19 protein-coding genes and 2 pseudogenes are annotated in these 17,500 nt (G+C 70.3%); 13 read left to right on the top strand and 8 right to left on the bottom strand.

Annotated elements, in window-relative coordinates:
• Positions 1 to 82: 82 nt before the first annotated feature.
• Positions 83 to 1,474: an IS1380 family transposase gene (locus ACO0M4_RS16815; RefSeq protein ID WP_430371067.1), complete on the bottom strand. Its 1,392-nt coding sequence runs from the start codon at positions 1,472 to 1,474 to the stop codon at positions 83 to 85.
• Positions 1,475 to 1,725: 251 nt separating this feature from the next.
• Between ACO0M4_RS16815 and ACO0M4_RS16810 the strand changes: the two genes are divergently transcribed.
• The 3 genes from ACO0M4_RS16810 to ACO0M4_RS16800 all read left to right on the top strand — a co-directional run bounded on the left by ACO0M4_RS16810 (position 1,726) and on the right by ACO0M4_RS16800 (position 5,701).
• Positions 1,726 to 2,724 carry a carbohydrate kinase family protein gene (locus ACO0M4_RS16810; protein WP_430371065.1) on the top strand — a complete coding sequence of 333 codons (999 nt, stop codon included), beginning with the start codon at positions 1,726 to 1,728 and terminating at the stop codon, positions 2,722 to 2,724.
• A gap of 54 nt (positions 2,725 to 2,778) precedes the next feature.
• Positions 2,779 to 4,923 carry a trehalose-6-phosphate synthase gene (locus ACO0M4_RS16805; protein WP_430371064.1) on the top strand — a complete coding sequence of 715 codons (2,145 nt, stop codon included), beginning with the start codon at positions 2,779 to 2,781 and terminating at the stop codon, positions 4,921 to 4,923.
• Between the two features lie 244 nt (positions 4,924 to 5,167).
• Complete coding sequence (locus ACO0M4_RS16800; protein ID WP_430371062.1) at positions 5,168 to 5,701, top strand: hypothetical protein; 534 nt, start codon at positions 5,168 to 5,170, stop codon at positions 5,699 to 5,701.
• A 199-nt stretch (positions 5,702 to 5,900) separates the two neighbouring features.
• Here the strand turns inward: ACO0M4_RS16800 and ACO0M4_RS16795 are convergent, their stop codons facing one another.
• Positions 5,901 to 6,710 carry an AraC family transcriptional regulator gene (locus ACO0M4_RS16795; protein WP_430371060.1) on the bottom strand — a complete coding sequence of 270 codons (810 nt, stop codon included), beginning with the start codon at positions 6,708 to 6,710 and terminating at the stop codon, positions 5,901 to 5,903.
• 385 nt (positions 6,711 to 7,095) lie between these two features.
• Here ACO0M4_RS16795 and ACO0M4_RS16790 point away from each other — a divergent pair, with 385 nt between their 5' ends.
• The 5 genes and pseudogenes from ACO0M4_RS16790 to ACO0M4_RS16770 all read left to right on the top strand — a co-directional run.
• Complete coding sequence (locus tag ACO0M4_RS16790; protein WP_430371059.1) at positions 7,096 to 7,530, top strand: DUF2000 family protein; 435 nt, start codon at positions 7,096 to 7,098, stop codon at positions 7,528 to 7,530.
• 371 nt (positions 7,531 to 7,901) lie between these two features.
• Entirely contained in the window at positions 7,902 to 7,991 is a 90-nt protein-coding gene (kdpF, locus tag ACO0M4_RS16785) for a K(+)-transporting ATPase subunit F (RefSeq protein ID WP_430371058.1), read from the top strand.
• A 41-nt stretch (positions 7,992 to 8,032) separates the two neighbouring features.
• A pseudogene (locus ACO0M4_RS16780) lies at positions 8,033 to 8,266 on the top strand (potassium-transporting ATPase subunit KdpA); the annotation flags it as partial.
• Positions 8,176 to 8,466 carry a potassium-transporting ATPase subunit KdpA gene (locus tag ACO0M4_RS16775; RefSeq protein ID WP_430371417.1) on the top strand — a complete coding sequence of 97 codons (291 nt, stop codon included), beginning with the start codon at positions 8,176 to 8,178 and terminating at the stop codon, positions 8,464 to 8,466. The pseudogene ACO0M4_RS16780 and the gene ACO0M4_RS16775, both read left to right, overlap by 91 nt.
• Before the next feature lie 84 nt (positions 8,467 to 8,550).
• Positions 8,551 to 8,763: pseudogene (locus ACO0M4_RS16770) on the top strand (potassium-transporting ATPase subunit KdpA); the annotation flags it as partial.
• Positions 8,764 to 8,791: 28 nt separating this feature from the next.
• Here ACO0M4_RS16770 and ACO0M4_RS16765 read toward each other — a convergent pair.
• Positions 8,792 to 9,538, bottom strand: coding sequence for a DUF4118 domain-containing protein (locus ACO0M4_RS16765; RefSeq protein ID WP_430371057.1), 747 nt, complete (start codon positions 9,536 to 9,538; stop codon positions 8,792 to 8,794).
• 201 nt (positions 9,539 to 9,739) lie between these two features.
• On the opposite strand from ACO0M4_RS16765, the gene ACO0M4_RS16760 reads away from it, so the two are divergent.
• The 4 genes from ACO0M4_RS16760 to ACO0M4_RS16745 all read left to right on the top strand — a co-directional run bounded on the left by ACO0M4_RS16760 (position 9,740) and on the right by ACO0M4_RS16745 (position 14,032).
• Positions 9,740 to 10,537: a COG4280 domain-containing protein gene (locus ACO0M4_RS16760; protein ID WP_430371055.1), complete on the top strand. Its 798-nt coding sequence runs from the start codon at positions 9,740 to 9,742 to the stop codon at positions 10,535 to 10,537.
• Complete coding sequence (locus ACO0M4_RS16755) at positions 10,534 to 10,764, top strand: hypothetical protein (RefSeq protein ID WP_430371054.1); 231 nt, start codon at positions 10,534 to 10,536, stop codon at positions 10,762 to 10,764. Before ACO0M4_RS16760 ends, ACO0M4_RS16755 begins: the two co-directional genes overlap by 4 nt.
• A gap of 199 nt (positions 10,765 to 10,963) precedes the next feature.
• Complete coding sequence (locus ACO0M4_RS16750) at positions 10,964 to 13,534, top strand: ATP-binding protein (RefSeq protein WP_430371053.1); 2,571 nt, start codon at positions 10,964 to 10,966, stop codon at positions 13,532 to 13,534.
• Positions 13,535 to 13,600: 66 nt separating this feature from the next.
• Positions 13,601 to 14,032 carry a hypothetical protein gene (locus ACO0M4_RS16745; protein ID WP_430371052.1) on the top strand — a complete coding sequence of 144 codons (432 nt, stop codon included), beginning with the start codon at positions 13,601 to 13,603 and terminating at the stop codon, positions 14,030 to 14,032.
• Between the two features lie 262 nt (positions 14,033 to 14,294).
• Here the strand turns inward: ACO0M4_RS16745 and ACO0M4_RS16740 are convergent, their stop codons facing one another.
• The 3 genes from ACO0M4_RS16740 to ACO0M4_RS16730 form a co-directional block, all read right to left on the bottom strand.
• Positions 14,295 to 14,384 (bottom strand): K+-transporting ATPase subunit F, encoded by a 90-nt coding sequence (locus ACO0M4_RS16740; RefSeq protein WP_067356479.1) that lies wholly within the window; start codon positions 14,382 to 14,384, stop codon positions 14,295 to 14,297.
• A 126-nt stretch (positions 14,385 to 14,510) separates the two neighbouring features.
• Entirely contained in the window at positions 14,511 to 14,804 is a 294-nt protein-coding gene (locus tag ACO0M4_RS16735) for a hypothetical protein (RefSeq protein WP_430371050.1), read from the bottom strand.
• A gap of 174 nt (positions 14,805 to 14,978) precedes the next feature.
• On the bottom strand, positions 14,979 to 15,554 hold the full coding sequence (locus ACO0M4_RS16730) for a CGNR zinc finger domain-containing protein (protein ID WP_430371048.1): 576 nt from the start codon (positions 15,552 to 15,554) through the stop codon (positions 14,979 to 14,981).
• A 102-nt stretch (positions 15,555 to 15,656) separates the two neighbouring features.
• Between ACO0M4_RS16730 and ACO0M4_RS16725 the strand changes: the two genes are divergently transcribed.
• A complete protein-coding gene (locus ACO0M4_RS16725) occupies positions 15,657 to 16,820 on the top strand; it encodes an epoxide hydrolase family protein (RefSeq protein WP_430371047.1) in 1,164 nt (387 codons plus the stop codon).
• Positions 16,821 to 17,001: 181 nt separating this feature from the next.
• Here the strand turns inward: ACO0M4_RS16725 and ACO0M4_RS16720 are convergent, their stop codons facing one another.
• Entirely contained in the window at positions 17,002 to 17,154 is a 153-nt protein-coding gene (locus tag ACO0M4_RS16720) for a hypothetical protein (RefSeq protein WP_430371046.1), read from the bottom strand.
• A gap of 126 nt (positions 17,155 to 17,280) precedes the next feature.
• Entirely contained in the window at positions 17,281 to 17,493 is a 213-nt protein-coding gene (locus tag ACO0M4_RS16715) for a cold-shock protein (RefSeq protein WP_430371044.1), read from the bottom strand.
• Positions 17,494 to 17,500: the final 7 nt, after the last annotated feature.

Here is a 17,500-nt window from a genome sequence, read left to right as displayed (position 1 = left end):
GGGTGTGGGGTGTCCGCTGGTCTGCCCAGCTTTTCCACATGTCCACAGGTGTCGGGCCCTCGCGGGCGGGTCGGATGGGGCGTCAGGCCGCTTGGGGTGGGGCGTGCACGGCGGCGAAGAGATTGTCGAACGCCTCCTTCCAGGGCCAGTGTTCGGGCAGGTGCAGCGTCAGCTTGCGGGCTGAACGCGCCAGCCGGGCCGGGGCGTTGATCAGGTGGTCGCGCAGGGTGGTGGTGGTCGCCTTGGCGTGGAAGGTGCCGGCCAGGGTGCCCGCGGCGCGGGTCAGGTTGAAGGCGCAGGCGGCCAGCGCCAGCCAGGCGGCGTTCGCCTGGAAGTCGCCGGAGGGTGCGTGCGCGAACGGCCCGCCCTTGACATCGGCGATCACCTGCTCGACGACAGCGTGCCGCCGGTGATCGGCTTCGGCCTCCACAAGCGGCAGCGGGGAGTCGGTAAACGCGGCGTGGTAGCGGTAGAGCGTGAACAGCTCACCCTGGCCCTGCGGGGCCGCGTCCGGGTTGAGGCGCTTGACACGGCGGACGATGAGACGGGCGGTGACCTGCTGCTTCTTCGGTTTCGAGGTGAACGCGGTGTAGGTGACCTCAGCGATCTCGGCGTCCGAGATCCAGCACTGCTCCTCCTGGTCCCACACCGCCTTCGGGTACTTGATCGGCCTCCAGGCGTCCTCGTCGATCGTCGCGATCGCCTTCTTGACGGAGGCGTTCATCCGCACCGTGATGGAGAACTTCGCGCCCAGGGACCGGCAGGCGGCGATCACCTCGGCGGCGTAGAACGCGGAATCCGCCCGCAGTACCACCAGACCACCGGCGCCGCAGGCCCTCGCAGCGCGGATCGCCTCAGCGGCGAACGAAGCCGCACCACGCACCGAGTTGGTCGCGCCCTTGCGCAGCCTGCTGGCCGCGATCACCGGGGCGGCCATCGGCGTGGAGACTACTGCCAGCAGCGCGTTGAGCCCCTTGACCTTGTTGTAGCCGTAACCGGTGCCCTGCTTCGCGTAGCCGTAGGTGCGCTTGATGGTGTCGTCCAGGTCGACGTAGGCCACCGTGTCGATGCCGAGCAGCAGCGGGGTGTGCGCGGCCAGTTCGGGCAGGAACCGCCGTGCCACCGCGTGCAGTTGCTTCACATGCCCGTGAGTGAAGGACCGCAGGAAGCTGCCCAGCGTCGAGGGCGCACGCACCCCGCCGAAGAGCTTCCCCATCGCACCGTGCCGCAACCGGTCCATGTCATCGATGCTGTCCGCCCCGGCCACCATCCCGGCGATCAGCGTCATCAGCTTCGCCGCGGCGAACGCACCGGTGCCGTCCCGGTTCTTCGGCAGCCGGATCAACTGCCCGGCCAGCCGAGGCAACCCGCACCGCTCCGCCAGGCGCACCACCGGGGCCAGCCCACCGTACGCGACCAGATTCGGATCATCGAACCGTGCGGAAACCCTCGCCGTGCTGTGAGAAGATCGCATCCCGGAAGTGCCTTGTCGATCGTGCGTGGTGGAAGCCTCAAGAACTCCCATCATCGCAGGTCACAAGGCACTTCCTCGTTCCCGGCCCCCGCCCGCCTCGATCACCGACCGGTGGATCGGGGATGAGGCAAGATCGCCTCCCCGGGCGTCACCCCGACAACACCGGAATCTGCCGCCGTCGGCGGTGTTTTTCGGACATTGCCGTTGCATTGGTGAACTCCCGTACCGGGCGTCCGCTTACAGTTCCCCGCATGGCTCACGCGCAGGGCGTTCCGCAGGCGCCCCGACACGACACGCCACTGGCGGACCCGCGGGGCGCGCGGGGTGATCTGACTGCTCGCCGGACTGGGGCTTCGGTGCTGGTCGTCGGGGCCTATTCGGTGGACCTGGTGTTCCGGGAGCTGGCCGGACCGGTCGCGTTCGGCTCTGAGGTGTGGGCCGGCGGACTGGGCATGGTGCCCGGCGGCGCGTTCACCTTGGCGATGGGTCTGCGACGACTGGGCCGCGACGTGGTGTGGGCGGCCGACTTCGGCTCCGATGTCTTCAGCCGTGAGGTCCTCACCGCGGCGCGCGCCGAAGGCTTGGACGAAGACGGATTCCGGCATCATCCGCAGCCCGTACGGAATGTGACGGTCGCACTGTCCGGCCCCGAGGACCGGGCGATGATCGCGTACGAGGACCCGATCGCCGTGCGCCCGTTGGAAGAGCTGATCGAAACCCACCGTCCCGCCGTGGTGATGTTGCCGTACCTACAGTTCGGGCCGGAGGTGTCGGCTGCGCTCGACGTGGCTGCCCGGCACGGGGCCGAGGTGTTCATGGACTGTCAGGACTATCCCGGCCACCTCGGGATGCCCGACGTGGCCAAGGCGCTCTCCCAGGTTCAGGTGTTCGCGCCCAATGAGGCCGAGGCGTTGCGGATCACCGGGGCGGACAGTGTGGTGGAGGCACTGGAGATCCTGGCGGACATGGTGCCCGTTGCGGTCATCAAGCGGGGCGGCGACGGCGCGGTCGCCGCCGAGGGCGGTCGGCGTGCCGAACGGGCGGCGCTGCCGGTACCGGTGGTGGACACCACCGGAGCCGGTGACTGTTTCAACGTGGGCTTCCTGCACGAGCGGCTGGCGGGCGGATCGCTCGACGCCTGCCTGGCCGCGGGGGTGGTCTGCGGTGCGGCCGCGGTCACCGGTCCCGGATCCAGCGCCGCGCTGGACTCCACCAGGCTACGGACCTGGCTAGCCCGCCTCCCGGCCTGAACCGACGGCACGTCAGACAGCTCAGTTGCAGTGCACCGGCGGCGAAGGAGCGAGATGCCCGAACGAGCGTGGGACGACACGGTGATGGCACAACCACCCAGCCAGGACGTGCGGGTCCTGGTGACCGATCTGGACGGCACACTGCTCGGCGGCGACCGGGCCGCGCGCCAGCGACTGCGCCGGGCCCTGGACCGGCACCCGGAGATCACCGTCGTCTTCGCCACCGGCCGCGGCCTGCCCTCGGTCCGGAGCCGCCTCGCCCGCGACCCGCTGCTCCCCGCCCCACGCTGGATCATCGCGGACGTCGGCGCCAGCATCATCGACGGCTCCGGAATGACCCACGTCGACGGGCTGGAAGCGGAACTCCGCGCCGGGTGGCCCGGCGCGGAACGCGTCCGGGCGGCCCTCCGCCGCTTCCCCGAACTCGTGCACCAGGACGGGGTGCCGCAGGACGGCCGCTGCTCCTTCTTCCTGGCCCCCGAGCACCTGTCCGCCGAGATCACCGGGGTGGTGGAACGGTTGGGCTGCTCCTGGTCCTACTCCGCCGGACGCTACTTCGACGTGCTGCCGCCCCACGCCGGCAAGGGCCAGGCCGTGCAGCGACTGGCGGACAAGGTGCAGTGGCCGGTCTCCGGTCTGCTGGTGGCCGGTGACTCGCTCAACGACCTGTCGCTCTTCCGCCTCGGCGCGCACGGCGTGATCATGGGCAACGCCGAACCCGCGCTCCCGGCGCAGGTGCCCGACAGCGATCTGGTCCACCGCCCCCCGCTGGACGGCGCGGCGGCAATCCTGGACGCCCTGGAACGCCTGGGCTGGGTGCGGCGCACCGCACCGGTGGTCATCGGCTACCACCGCCCGCCGGTGCACTGGTCGCGGGGCCAGTGGCGCCGGCCCGTCAGCCCGAACGGGATCCTGCCCACGCTCACCTCCGTCCTCGGCGACGACACCACCGACCTGGATGCGACGTGGGCTGCCGCCCTCGTCGAGGAAGAGCCCGCGGCCCGCCCCACCGCGCCCACCACGGGACTTCCGCTCGCCCTGCTGCCCGTGACGTCCGAGCGGTGGGCCGGCTACTTCCACGGCGCCTGCAAGGAAACCCTGTGGCCGGCGCTGATGTCCCAACCCCACCTCATCCGCCGTTCGCCGTCGCACTGGTCCCACTACGAAGCGGTCAACGCCGCCTTCGCGCACCACATCGGCGCGCACGCCGAGCACGGCGCGACGGTGTGGCTGCACGACTACAACCTCTGGCTCGTCCCCGGCATCCTCAAAGCGCAACGGCCGGACCTGCGCATCGGACTGTTCCACCACACCCCTTTTCCGCCCCCGGACGTCTTCCGACACCTCCCGGACGCCGACCAGCTGCGCCGGTCCCTCGCCCGACTGGACTGGGCGGGCTTCCACACCACGACCTTCGCCCACAACTTCCAACAACTGCTCGGGGAATCGCGCCACGCCCCGCGCACCGGCGTCCACCCGTTGGGCATCGACCACGAGACCGTCTCCGCCCTGGCACGGGACCGGGATCGGGCCCGTGCGACGGACCGCACCGCCGGTGCATCTCCCCTGCTGGTCCTGTCCGTTGAGCGCCTGGATTACGCCAAGGCACCCGTCCACAAGGTCCGCGCCATCGACGCACTCCTGACACGGGAACCGCAGTTGCGGGAGCGGTTGCGCTTCCGCCTGGTGTGCCCGCCCCCCGAACCGGGCATCCGCGCCTACGACGCCACCCGAACCGCCCTCGAAACGGCCGTGGCCAACGTCAATGCCCGCTGGCGGAGCGGAAGTTGGGAGCCCGTCGACTACCGTCCGTACGCGCTGCCGTTCCCCCAGGTGGTCGACCAGTACCTGGCGGCCGACGTGTTCTGGGTGACCTCCGTGGCGGACGGCATGAACCTCGCCGCCAAGGAGTACGTCACCGCCCGGGCCGCCACCGGCCGGCCAGGCGTCCTCGTCCTGTCCCGTCACACCGGCGCCGCCGAACAACTCGCCTCCGCGGCCCTCCTCACCGACCCCCACTCGCCCCAGGACCTCGTCGACATCCTGTACCGGGCGCTGACCATGCCCGCCTCCCAACGCGCAGCCCATACCGCCGACCTGGTCGCGCTCCTCGGCACCCGGTCCCCCGCCGACTGGGCCTGCACCATCCTCGCGGAGATCCGCGGCGTGACCGGTGCGGTGACTGACGACGCGAGGTGAACCGTTTCACGGTCCGTGACGCGTGACTCGTGACTCGTCACGGGTCACGGGTCACCACCCGACCGACCCGCCCGATCCCCCCGACTACGCCTGCCAGCCCGCACGTACGGACCCGGAATCACCCCTGCCCAACTCCTCGACCGTCCGTCGGGCGGCCTCCCGGAGGGCCAGGTCAGTGGCGTCCGCACGGCCGTTGGGCGCCGCACCCCTCGTCCGTGACGGAGGCGCGCTATAGGGTGCCGGCATGTCCAAATCGGGCGTGGGTTTTCTTGCGTGTTTCGGCCTGGGCTGGTGGGTGTTGGGTACCAGCGCGTTCGACGGAGCCGTGCGGCTGGTCTTGACCGTGGGCGGTTGCCTGGTGCCGGTGGGGCTGCTGCTCGCCGCGCGGCGGTCGCTTCCCACGACGGGTGGGGGCTCCTTCCCCGCGGACCGTCAGCGGCGGTTCCGGCAGGTCAACCTCGTCCAGTGGCTGCTGATCGCCGCCGTTGTCGTGGGGTGTCTGCGCATCGGGGTGCCGGTGCTGGTGGGTCCGCTGGTCGCGGTGGTCGTGGGGCTCCATTTCCTGCCGCTGGTGGCGGTGTTCGAGCAGCCGCGGTTGCGCGTGCCGGCGGCCCTGTTGGTCGCGGCCGGGGCGGCGGGCGGCGCCGTGTGGTGCGCGCACGGGTCGGATGCGACGGTCCGTCTGGTGGTGGGCCTGATGTGCGCGCTCTCGCTGTGGGGTGTGGCTGCCTGGACGCTCGCCGCGACATCGGCTGCCGGGCGAGCAGTCACGGAGTGACGGGTGCCTCCGATCCGCGCGATGCCTGGAGTGGCCTACCGCAGCGTGCGCCCCGGTCACCGCTCCCGCCAGGAGGAAGGGCCGCAACGGGCGGCCGGGCGGTGGCCGGGCTACGGCACGACCGAACCGGGCAGAGGAACGGCACGGCGGCACCGTGCCAAGGAACCGGCCGAACGGGCTCCCGCGGCGTTGCCCGTGGTCAGTTGCCGCGGGCGCGGCCCACGCGGGCGTAGCGTCCCGGCGGGACGCCCAGGATCCGCTTGAAGTGCCGGGTCAGATGCGACTGGTCGTAGAAGCCGGTCTCGGCCGCCACGGCGGTCGGTGGCCGGCCGTCGAGCAGCAACCGGCGTGCGTGCTCGACCCGGCGGGCCATCACGTACTGGTGCGGGGCGATGCCGAACGCGGCACCGAACGCCCGCACCAGGTGCGTGGGATGGGCGTGCAGCAGCCCGGCGGCCTCGTCCAGGGTCACCCCTTGCCGCAGCCGGTCGTCGAGGAGTTCCCGCAAGGTGTGCGCCACGCCCCGGGCCACCTGGCGCGGAGGGGCGGCCAGCCGGGGCCGCAGGTGGCTACGCAGGTGCTCGCCGATCAGAGCGAGCCGGCTCTCGGCTTCCAATTCGTCGCCGCGGTGGGCCAGTGCGGCGTGCAACTGTCCGACGCGGCGGCGCAGGAGCGGGTCGGCCAGGTCGGGGCCGTCCACCGCGGGACCGATGTAGCTCTCGTCCAGCTGGGTCAGGTCGAGGTAGAGCACGCGTTTACGGAATCCTCGCGCGGTGGTGGGTGAGCCGTTGTGCGGAACGTGCGGCGGGAGCAGGGAGACCGTGTCGTGCGGGGTGCCGCGCTCATGACGGTTCAGGTCGTAGCGGACCGCACCGTCGTCCACTATCAGCAGCGTCCACACATCGTGCACGTGCATCGGGTAGGTGTGCTCGGTGAAATGGGCGTGGAAGACCTCCACGATGCCCGGGACCTGCGGGCGCCATGCGGAGACCTGCTGCTGGGCGACCATCAGGACCTGGCCAGGTGACGCCCTGTTGGGGCGAGGTGGGGAATGGCTTCGCTGGCCCGGTCCGACCTCGACGCGCCGCGCGGATCTGCACTGTTCACCTGTATCACCCTGCCATCGGACTGGATCTGTTGCGGGTCTCCAGAGGCTGCTGCCCACAATTGATCTTCGTGCGATCCGCTCGGCAAGTGTCGTGCGGGCAGCGTCCCGCGAGGATCCAGCGGCAACGCCTCAACCTCCACCACAAGGCCGCGAACGATCTGATCCGCGACCGGCTGGTCCGCTGCGCGGCGGCTTGGCCGCCAACGCAGCAAGCTCGCGACTCCAGTGGGGGGGCACGCAAAGAACGTACAAGACGGCGCGGCCGACCCACCGGCAGCCTGGGGCCATGACACCAACCGAACAGGCCCCCGTACGTTTCGACACCAAGATCGCCGTGCTGTTGCGGGACGACCTGGAACCCTGGCAGCGGCTGAACGTGACCGCTTTCCTGGTCAGCGGTCTGGGGACAGGGCTGCCCGAGGTGATCGGCGAGCCGTATGCCGACGCCGACGGCACCCCGTACCTGCCGATGTTCCGTCAGCCCGTCCTGGTCTTCGAGGCCGGCAAGGAGACGCTGACCGCGGCGCACGGCCGCGCACTGGACCGCGCCCTCCCCCGGTCGGTCTTCACCTCCGACCTCTTCGCCACCGGCAACGACCTGGACAACCGCGCGGCGGTGCGGGCCGTGCCGGGGAAACAGCTCGATCTGGTGGGCCTGGCCGTGTACGGGCCGCGGAACGCGGTCGACAAGGTGCTCAAGGGTGCCCGAATGCATCCGTGAGCCGGTTCCGACGGTTTCGCACCGCGCTCGGCAGTTCTGCTGGTCCGGTCCCGGTACGCCCTCCGAACCGGTGGACGCACGCCGGCGCCGGCGCGTAGCTGCGCCGCGGTCAGGCATGCCTGGGTTCGTCGCGCCCGGCGGCGTCTCCCGGTTCCGTGCCCGGTAGCCCAGCCACGGCGCGGCAAGCGGTCTCCGCCATTGACCTGATATATCGTCAGAAATGCTCATACGCCCACACATCCGGACGGGGCGGGCGCCCCGTCCCCTGAAGACTTGCGGAGTGCCACACCCATGTCGGACGTTGCCTACGTCGGCCTGAGGGCCGTGGTGTTCGCCCCCATCGGCCTGGCCGCCAAGGGGGTCGGTCGCCCGTGAACGTGGAGAACATCGTCGGTCTGATCGTCGCCGCCGTGCTGGTGATCTACCTCATCCTCTGCCTGATCTTTCCGGAGAAGTTCTAGGAAGGGCGCGCCTGGGCGACACCGCGGCCGGTTGGCTCCAAGTGACGGCTCTGGTGGTGGCGCTGGCGCTTTCCCACCGCCCGTTGGGCGACCATCGGGCACGCGTCCTGACCACCGAGCGCCACTGGCGGGTGGAACGCCTGGTCCACCGGGTGGGTGGGGTGAACGGGGACGTCGACCACCGCTGGCCGGCCCACCTGCGCAGTCTCCTGGCCTTCTCCCAGGTGTCGGTGCTGTTCCTGTACGCGTACCTGCGCCTACGGGACCGACTCCTGCTCTCCCTGGGCCGGAAGCCGGTGCCGGCGGACCTGGCGTTCTCCGCGACGGTGGCCATCGCCGTGGCGGCCACGCTGATCCGCGGCTTCACTCAGGCTCTGGTGGCCGCCGGCGACGGTGGCGACGGGGCTTCTTCAACGCCAACTCCGCCCACCCCTTCGAGAATCCCAGCGGACTGACCAACCTGATCGAGATCTAGCTGATGCCGGTGATCCCGTTCGCGCTGCCGCGGGCCTTCGGCACGTTGGTCGGCGACCACCACCACGGCTGTGCGATCGTCACCGTGACCGTGGCGTTCCCCGGTGAACAGGCGGCCATGCTCAACCCTGGGGCGCACGGCTTCTCCGAAGTGCTCTACGCGCTGGCCTCGTCCGCCAACAACAACGGGTCGGCGTTCGCCGGGCTGAGCGCCGACACCGTCTGGTACATCACGGTCCTCGGTGTGGTGATGCTCCTGGGCCGGTTCCTGCCGATGGTGTTCGTCCTGGCGCTGTCCGACGCGGCCGGTCCAGGCAGCCGCGGGCTCAGGCGCGTACGGGGCTGACGGACGCGAAGGCCACCCCGACCTGGTTGGCCAGCGTCACCGCGACCAGCCGGGCGGCGAGCGGCGGCGCGGCGCCCGGGGCACCTTGCAGCATGAACCGGCCGTGGAAACGCCCACCGCGGCGCACCCGCAACTCCACCTCCTGGCCCGGCAGACCGTCCCGGTCGGCGTCCCAGCGGCGACGTCCCCAGGTGATCGAGCCGTCCTCCAGCAGACGGGGCGGGTGCCCGATGAGCGTGCCGTACTCGAATCGACAGCCGTTCAGGCCCAGCAGTCCCACCAACTGCCGCCGCACCTGGTCGATCACGGCGTCCGGAGCGGCGGCCGTCTCGACGAGGCGGGCGGTGTGGTGGATCTGTGCCAGGTAGTCGTCGTCGGTGATGGCGATCACCTTGAGTTCCCGGGTGCGGGCGGCCAGTTGGGACACCGCGAAGCCGACGGCGAGCAGCAGTACGGCGGTGGCGATGTCCGCGGACTTGGTGATGGCGAACCGTTCGTAGGGCCGGGTCAGGAAGAAGTCGAACCACACCGTGGCGGAGAGCGCCGCCAGCGCACCGGCGAGACGACGGCCCAGCACGGCGACGGCCACCACCACGACGACGAGCACCAGAGCCGCGTTGGTGTTGGACATCCAGCTTCGGAACGGCAGCAGCAGCGCGCAGACGGCGGGCGGGAGCACGAGCGCGGCAGCGAGGGCGACCCGGTCGCGAGCGGGACGGCGCAGCATGGAGCTCACCTCCATCTCAGGTGTAAGCGCCGGCCACCGCTTCCGGACCGGTCGCGGGCCGGCCTTGACCCGGTCTTGACGAGGCGGTCGGGGTAGGTGTCCAGGCGGGGGGCGCGCCACGCTGGGCGGGGCGGACCGCTGCGGTGCCCGGCGGTGTCCGGCATGCTGGGCTGGCACCGTCCCGTGGGAGGAGGCGCCTGGATGGGCGCGACGTACGGACTGGTGGCGGCGGTCTTCCTGGCCTCGGTGGTCGAGGCCGTGGAGGCGCTGACCATCGTCATGGCGATGGGCATGACCCGGGGTTGGAAGTCCGCCTGGGCCGGCACCGCGGCGGCCGTCGTGGCCCTCGCGGCCTTCACCGCCGCGGCGGGCTACGCACTGGCCACCTGGCTGCCCAAGGCCGCACTACAGCTGACCGTCGGCACCCTGCTGCTGATCTTCGGACTGCAATGGCTGCGCAAGGCGATCCGCCGCGGCGCCGGGCTCACGGCACGACACGACGAAGCGGCAGCCTTCGCTGAGCAGACCTCCGCGGCGCGCGGCGCCGGACGAGCCACCCGCCTCGGCCTGGACTGGTTCGCCTTCACGGTCTCCCTCAAGGGCGTCTTCCTGGAGGGGGTGGAGATCGTCTTCATCGTGATCACCTTCGGGACCAGCGCCCACAACGTGCCGGTAGCGGCCGGCACCGCGGCCGTCGCGGCGGTCTGCGTGGCGGTCGCCGGGTTCTTCGCCCATCGACCGCTGTCCCGGATCCCGGAGAACACCCTCAAGTACGGCGTCGGGCTGCTGTTGGCCAGTTTCGGCACGTACTGGGCGGTGGCGGGACTCGGTGCCTTCACGCCCAACCGGGCGAGCATCGTGTGGTTCGGCCACGACTGGGCGATCCCCGTGCTGATCGCGGCCTGGTTCGCCGTCAGCCGCCTGCTGATCCGGGTCGCCCCCGCCGTCGCCCGACGCCCCGACCCCACCCCGCCGAACGAGATCGAGGGAACGCCGTGAACGTCCTGGCTCTCGCCAAGGGCTTCGCCCGCTTCTGGTACGCCTTCCTCATCGGCGAGGACTGGAAGATCGCCGTGTCCGTGGTGACGGTCCTGCTGGTCGGCCTGGTCGCGGTGCTCGCCGGCGCCGCCCCCGGCGGACTGCTGGCCGCGCTGCTCGGCCTGCTGCTGATGGCCGGCTTCGCCCTCGCGCTCCTCCTCGACGTGGGCCGCGGCAACCGTCCTTGACGGAGCATCACCACATCAGCCATCCAAGTGCCCTGGGCCGGCCGAATCAGGAAAACGTCAACATCGCTGGGTTCCGCGGCGCGCCGGCCGGGCCGGTGTGACCATATCGGACAACCCATGTCCGCTCGGCCGCCCGAGGTCCCCCTCGCCGAACCAGGCGTCGTGGGGCCGTGCAGGCAGCGTGAGGGAGGGGCCTTCGGTGGCGCCGAGAGGATCCGTCGACGCAGCGGACGAACGGCCGGGGAAGCTCAAGGTCTTCCTCGGTGCGGCGCCCGGGGTCGGCAAAACGTACCGGATGTTGGACGAGGGGCGCCGGCGTCTCAGGCGCGGCACCGACGTGGTGGTGGCGTACGCCGAGTGCCACGGTCGGCGGCACACCGAGGAGATGCTCGCGGGGCTAGAGGTCGTGCCCCGGCTGCATCGCGCGTACCGCGGCACGACGTTCAGCGAGCTGGACCTCGATGCCGTGCTCGCCCGCGGCCCCGCGGTCGCCCTCGTCGACGAGCTGCCGCACACCAATGTGCCCGGCGGCCGGAACGCCAAGCGTTGGCAGGACATCGACGAGCTGCTGGCCGCCGGGATCGACGTGGTCACCACCGTCAACGTCCAGCACCTTGAATCGCTCAACGACGTCGTCGAGAAGATCACCGGGGTCCCGCAGCGGGAGACCGTGCCGGACGAGGTGGTCCGCCGTGCCCATCAGATCGAGCTGGTGGACATGCCCGCCGAGGCGCTGCGCCGACGCATGGCACACGGCAACATCTACCAGCCGGAGAAGGTGGACGCCGCGCTCGCGCACTACTTCCGCATCGGCAATCTGACGGCCCTCCGGGAACTCGCGCTGCTGTGGGTCGCCGGGCGGGTCGACGAGACCCTGCAGAGGTACCGCTCCGAGCACGGCATCGGCACCGTCTGGGAGACCCGCGAACGCGTGGTGGTGGGGCTCACCGGCGGCCCGGAGGGCGAAACCCTGATCCGCCGCGCGGAGCGGATCGCGGACCGCCCCCGAGCTCTCAACTCCGTTCGAGCAGGGGGGACCCCCATCTCCGGCGGCGATCTGCTGGCCGTGCACGTCGCCCGCAGCGACGGTCTCGCCTACGCCTCCCCCGCCGCCCTCGCGAAACAGCGCGCCCTGGTCGAGAGCCTGGGCGGCAGCTACCACTCGGTCGTCGGCGACCATGTCCCCACCGCACTGCTGGACTTCGCACGCGCCGAGAACGCCACCCAACTCGTTCTGGGCACCAGCCGGCGCGGCTGGCTGTCCCGCCTGGTGGCGCCGCGCGGCATCGGGGAGGACACCGTGGAACTCTCCGGGGACATCGACGTCCACATGGTCACTCACGAACGGGCCGGCCGCGGCCGTCGACTGTCGATCCCCGGCCGGCAGTTGCCGCACGCCCGCCGCATCGCCGGACCGGTCGCCGGCCTCGTCCTCCCCTTCCTCCTGACCGCCGTGCTCACCCACATCCGGGGCCCGCTCAACCTGACCAGCGAGGCGTTGCTCTTCCTGGTCACCGTCGTCGGCGTGGCCTGCCTGGGCGGTGTGGTCTCCGCGCTCCTCGCTTCCCTCACCGCCTCCCTGCTGCTCAACTACTACTTCATCCCGCCCAGCCGAGAGTTCACCATCACCGAACCCAACAACGCGCTCGCCCTCGCGGTCTTCGCGCTGGTCGCGGTCACCGTCGCGGCCCTGGTGGACCGGTCCCTGCGGCTGTCCCGGCGCGCCGCGAGCGCCACCGCGGAGGCCGAGACGCTGTCCTCTATGGCCGGCACCATCCTGCGCGGCGACCAGGGGGTGTCGGTGCTGCTGGAACGTACCCGCGAGACGTTCGGCATGGAGTCCGCCGACCTCGTCCCGCGTACGGACCAGGAGACCGAGGCCGACATGGACGGTGCCGGCCTGATCAAGGTGCCGGCCGGGCCGGACCGTCTCCTCGTCCTCCGCGGCCGCCGCCTGCCCGCCTCCGAACACCGTGTGCTGATCGCCTTCGCCGCCCACCTCGCCGCCGCCCTCGACCACGCCCGCCTCATGGAGGCCGCCGCCGAGGTCGAACCCGTCAAGGCGGCGGACCGGCTGCGGACCGCGCTGTTGGCCGCGGTCAGCCACGACCTGCGCACTCCGCTGGCGAGCGGACGGGCCGCCATCAGCTCGCTGCGCAGCGTCGACGTGCACTTCACCACGGCGGAACGGGAGGAACTGCTGGCCACCGCCGAGGAGTCGCTCATCGAGCTCAACCGCCTGGTCGACAACCTGCTCGACATGAGCCGCCTCCGCGCCGGCGCCCTCGCCCTGCACCTCCAACCCACCTCGTTCGCCGACGTGCTGCCGCTGGCTCTGTCCACCCTGGCCGCGGCACCGGTACGGATCGCCTCCCGGGGGCTGGCGGAGGTCTGCGACGTCCTCGCCGACCCGCCGCTACTGGAACGGGTCATCGCCAACCTCGTCACCAATGCGGTGCGCCACTCCGCCGCGGCACAACCGGTGTTGATCACCGCCAGCTCGCTGGGCGCGCGGGTCGAACTGCGGGTCATCGACCGGGGACCGGGACTGCGCCCGGAGGACCGGGACCGGATCTTCGTGCCCTTCCAGCGGCTCGGCGACCGTGACAACACCAGCGGCCTGGGCCTGGGCCTGGCACTCTCCCGGGGCCTGGCCGAGGCGATGGGCGGCACCCTCAGCCCCGAGGACACTCCGGGAGGCGGGCTGACCATGGTCCTCTCCCTGCGCGCCGCCGCAGCCGATCCGGTGGAGGCGGTGGACCCCAGCTAGTCGGCCCGCACACCACCGGGACGCACAACAGCACACCAGGCGAAGGGAATCCGAAGGAGTCAGCCGATGGATGGAGGAGCCGTGGCAGTGCTGGTCGTATTGGCCGGGGTTGCCGCGTTCGGCGGTCTGCTCGGCGTGCTCGCCGGCGTGCACGGGCTCCGGCAGGTGCGCCGGGTACAGCGGACGGGCGTGTGCGTTCCGGCCCTGGTCAAGCAACCCCCGGGCCGGATCACCGACGAGCCGCACCGGCCGCGCCCGCTGCTCCAGTTCGTGACGGAAGACGGCCGGGTCATGGAAATCGTCTGCCCCGTGGCACCGGTGCGCCGCCGTCCGCTCGACGACGGCGACCGCGTGCTCCTCCACTACGACCCCGCGGATCCCCGTACCGTCGTCGTCGAGGGCCGGGAACGCCTGGGGCTGGAACGTGCCTTCATCGCCGGCGGTGCGGTCGTCCTCGCCCTGTCCCTGCTGCTCACGGTCGCCTGCACGCGCCCTTGAGCAACGCCCGCTCCCCCAGTGATCGTGACCGCCGGACGGTGGTCGCGACGATCAAACCACCCTCGTCGTCCCGTGCTCCGCAACTCAACTCGTCGGCCCTCGCCGGCTACTACGCCCGACCACCGACGTGGGCGTCTTCACCCCCGCCCTCCACACAGCTCCAACGGTCTTACGCGGACCACCACATCAGCGACACCACACGGCGCCGGATGCAACACGATGCGGACCTCGAAGGCGCCGGCCTCGGCGAGGGCTGATCCGCTCAGAACCGGTCCGGGAACTTGACCCCGGCCACCAACAGCCCGACCAGTGCCACCGCCACCAGCACCCCCACGATGCGCTCCACGCTCACCACGCCACCACCGGCACGGTCCCGCCACGGCCATCCATCACGGATCTCCTCATCTGCTCCGCCCGATCGGGGTCCGCTCCACCGTGGCGGCAAGCACCGCCCCCTGTGCGTGCGGCGGCCGGTTCCCTAACGGAATCCGAACGGCGCGGCCGCCCGCGGCACGCCGGCGGCGGGCAGCGGACACTCGTCGGGGCGGGCGGCCACCAGGAGCTCGGCGGGCGACCGCGGGTCCCGGTGCAGCGCAGCGCTCTCCGACGGGGTGCTGATCGTGGACAGGATCGGGTGCACGGTGCGCTGCCCCTTGAGGCGGCCGACCTCGGCGCCCTGCTTGGCGTACCCGACCACGCGCCGGCGGGTGGGGTCGATGCCGACGAAGGCGAGGGTGTCGGCGCCGGCGCACTTCGCGCCGATCAGCGTCATCGCCTTGGCATCCGCGTGGGCGCCGGCGTGGTTGCCGGCGTTGCGCAGGTGCAGGTGGTCGGCGAGCAGGCGCGGCAGCCCGACCCGCTCGGCGAGGCGCAGGAGCGGGACGAGCCCGACGTCGGGGGACGAGGTTGGGATTCAGCACGTCGATCGAAGGCGACGGATTGGCTCTTACTTTGCTGATCTGGGGTTTTTGCGCTGGTTGGCATTGAAGCGCGCTTTCTTCTGACGATTCCCGCACGTGTTCATTTCGCACCATCTGCGGGTGCGACTTTGGCTGGTGTCGAAGAAGGCAGCTTGGCAGGTTGGCGATGCACACAAGGCCAATTTTCCGTCTCGTTCGCCCGCGATGATGCTGATCGCGTCGGCGGCGATCACGCCTAGGGCATCTTCTACGCAGGAAGCCGAGCTGAGTCGCCATCGCCGATTGCTCTCGGGCGTCAAGATAGCCGCGGCCCGACCCTGAGTGCTGCAGTCATTGATGACTTGGACAGCAGACGCAGGGAGAGAGTCTTGGATCGCGGCCGCTGTCAAGGCAGCGTGAATTGATTCCCTCAGTTCCCAAGCGAGTTCGAGCTGGGCGGTGGTGCAGGACTCCACGGCGAGGCCGTTCACTGCCAGCCAGTCGACGAGTCGCTGCGGCGTGGGAATGCGTTCCACGGCGTTGCCACGACGCTCCGTCAGAGTCGCCGTGAAGCTGGTCGCCAGCACCTTGCCGAGACGGAAGTCAGGGAACTGAGCATGCATGGAACCACCTTAGCCGGTTGCGCGCTGACATCGAGACACGCTAGAACCGTCTTAGCCGGTTCGCACAGATCCAAGCCGGTTCCACGATGACCAGGAGGTCTCATGCCCAGCGACGTGCAAGCATTTGAAGCCCACGCAACTGACGCTGACCTCGACGATCTGCGCGCGCGATTGGCCGCGGCGCGGCTGCCGGAAGCCGAGACGGTCTATCGCGCCGCGCCCGACCCTCGCCGATGGGAACAGGGCGTTCCTCTCGCCGACCTCGTCGGTGTCGTGAACTACTGGCGCACCGGGTACAACTGGCGGTCGTTCGAAGAGCGCCTTAATCGGATCGGCCAGTTCCGCACGACCATTGATGGTCTGGGAATCCACTTCCTACACCGCCGATCCGCGCGAGCAGATGCCACGCCTCTGATCTTGACGCACGGCTGGCCAGGCAGCGTTGCCGAGTTCATCGATGTAGTGGACGAGCTGGCAGATCCGAAAGATGCGGACGCGCCGGCGTTCCACGTCGTGGCCCCGTCGTTGCCAGGCTTTGGCTACAGCGACAAGCCGGCCACCACCGGGTGGGGAATCGAAAAGATCGCGGCCGCATGGGTGGAACTGATGGGAAGGCTCGGCTACAGCAAGTTCGTAGCCCACGGCGGTGACTGGGGAGGTGTGATCACCACGGTCCTCGGCGGCAGGTTCCCGGCGCACGTTCTCGGCATCCACACAACGACCGCGCAGGAACCGCCCGGGTTGACAACGGACGGGCTGACGGCGGCCGAGCGCAAATGGACCGAGGAAACCCGCGATTTCTGGCTCTATCGCGCGGCGTATGCGAAGCAGCAGGCGACCCGACCGCAGACCATCGGCTACTCGCTCGTCGACTCACCAGTCGGGCTTCTCGCCTGGATCCTTGACAAGTTCGCCGAATGGACAGACACCGAAGACAGCCCGTTCGAGACGATTTCCATGGACCGCGTTCTTGACGACGTCACTCTGTATTGGCTGACGCGGACCGGAGCGTCGTCGGCCCGCATTTACTACGAAAGCCACCTCTCGCTCGACCCCGAACTTCGGGTCGATGTCCCGACAGCAATCAGCATGTATCCCCGCGACATCGAGAAGAGTCCGCGCGCCTGGGCACAGGAGCGGTACCGACAGATCGTCCGATGGAGGTCGCCTGAAACCGGGGGACATTTCCCGTCGCTGGAGGTTCCCGAGTATTTCGTCAAGGACCTGCAAGAAGGCCTCGCGGCAGTGCTGGCCGCTAATCGGTGAACGCCGCTGGGTCTGAGCCCGAATCCACCGGCTGATGATCTGATGGCATGAGCTGACGGAGCATGAGGCAATCCGGCGAGAGCCGCCGGTTCCAGGCAGGGATCAGCCGCCGGCCCGCACCGGCACTTCCACAGGTTCGCCTTCGATCGGGCCTTTGGCGGGCGGGGCGGGCAGCGGCAGGTCAGCGCGGCGGTGGACCGTGGTCGGCGTGGAACAGTTCGATGAAGGCGTGGTGCCACCGCCACCGGACGGGCAGATGCAGCGTCAGCCTCCTCGCAGAGGAAGCCAGCCGGGCCGGAACGTGCACCAGATGCGCGCGGGTGGTGGAGGTCATCGCCTTGGCGTGGCAGGCGCCGGACAAGGCGCCTGCGGCGCGCAGTCTGCGTGTGTGCCGGCGTGGTTGCCGGCGTTGCACAGGTGCAGGTTGTCGGCGAGCAGGCGCGGCAGCCCTGTCAGCGCGTCACTCCGGCCGCACCTGCTCGGCTTGCATGCCTTTCTGTCCCCGCGCGGCGACGAAACTCACGCGTTGCCCCTCCTTCAGGGACTTGAACCCGTCCGATTCGATTGCCCTGAAGTGCACGAAGAGATCGTCACCTCCGCCATCCGGGGTAATGAACCCATATCCCTTCTCGTCGTTGAAGAACTTCACCGTGCCGCTCTGTCGGTCAGCCATGAGTACT

It is taken from the genome of Streptomyces sp. RGM 3693, assembly GCF_050471125.1.
In the GTDB taxonomy this organism is placed as follows: Bacteria; Actinomycetota; Actinomycetes; order Streptomycetales; family Streptomycetaceae; genus Streptomyces.
Note: the sequence above shows the minus strand (reverse complement) of the source record. Positions and strands in the feature narration are given on the sequence as shown.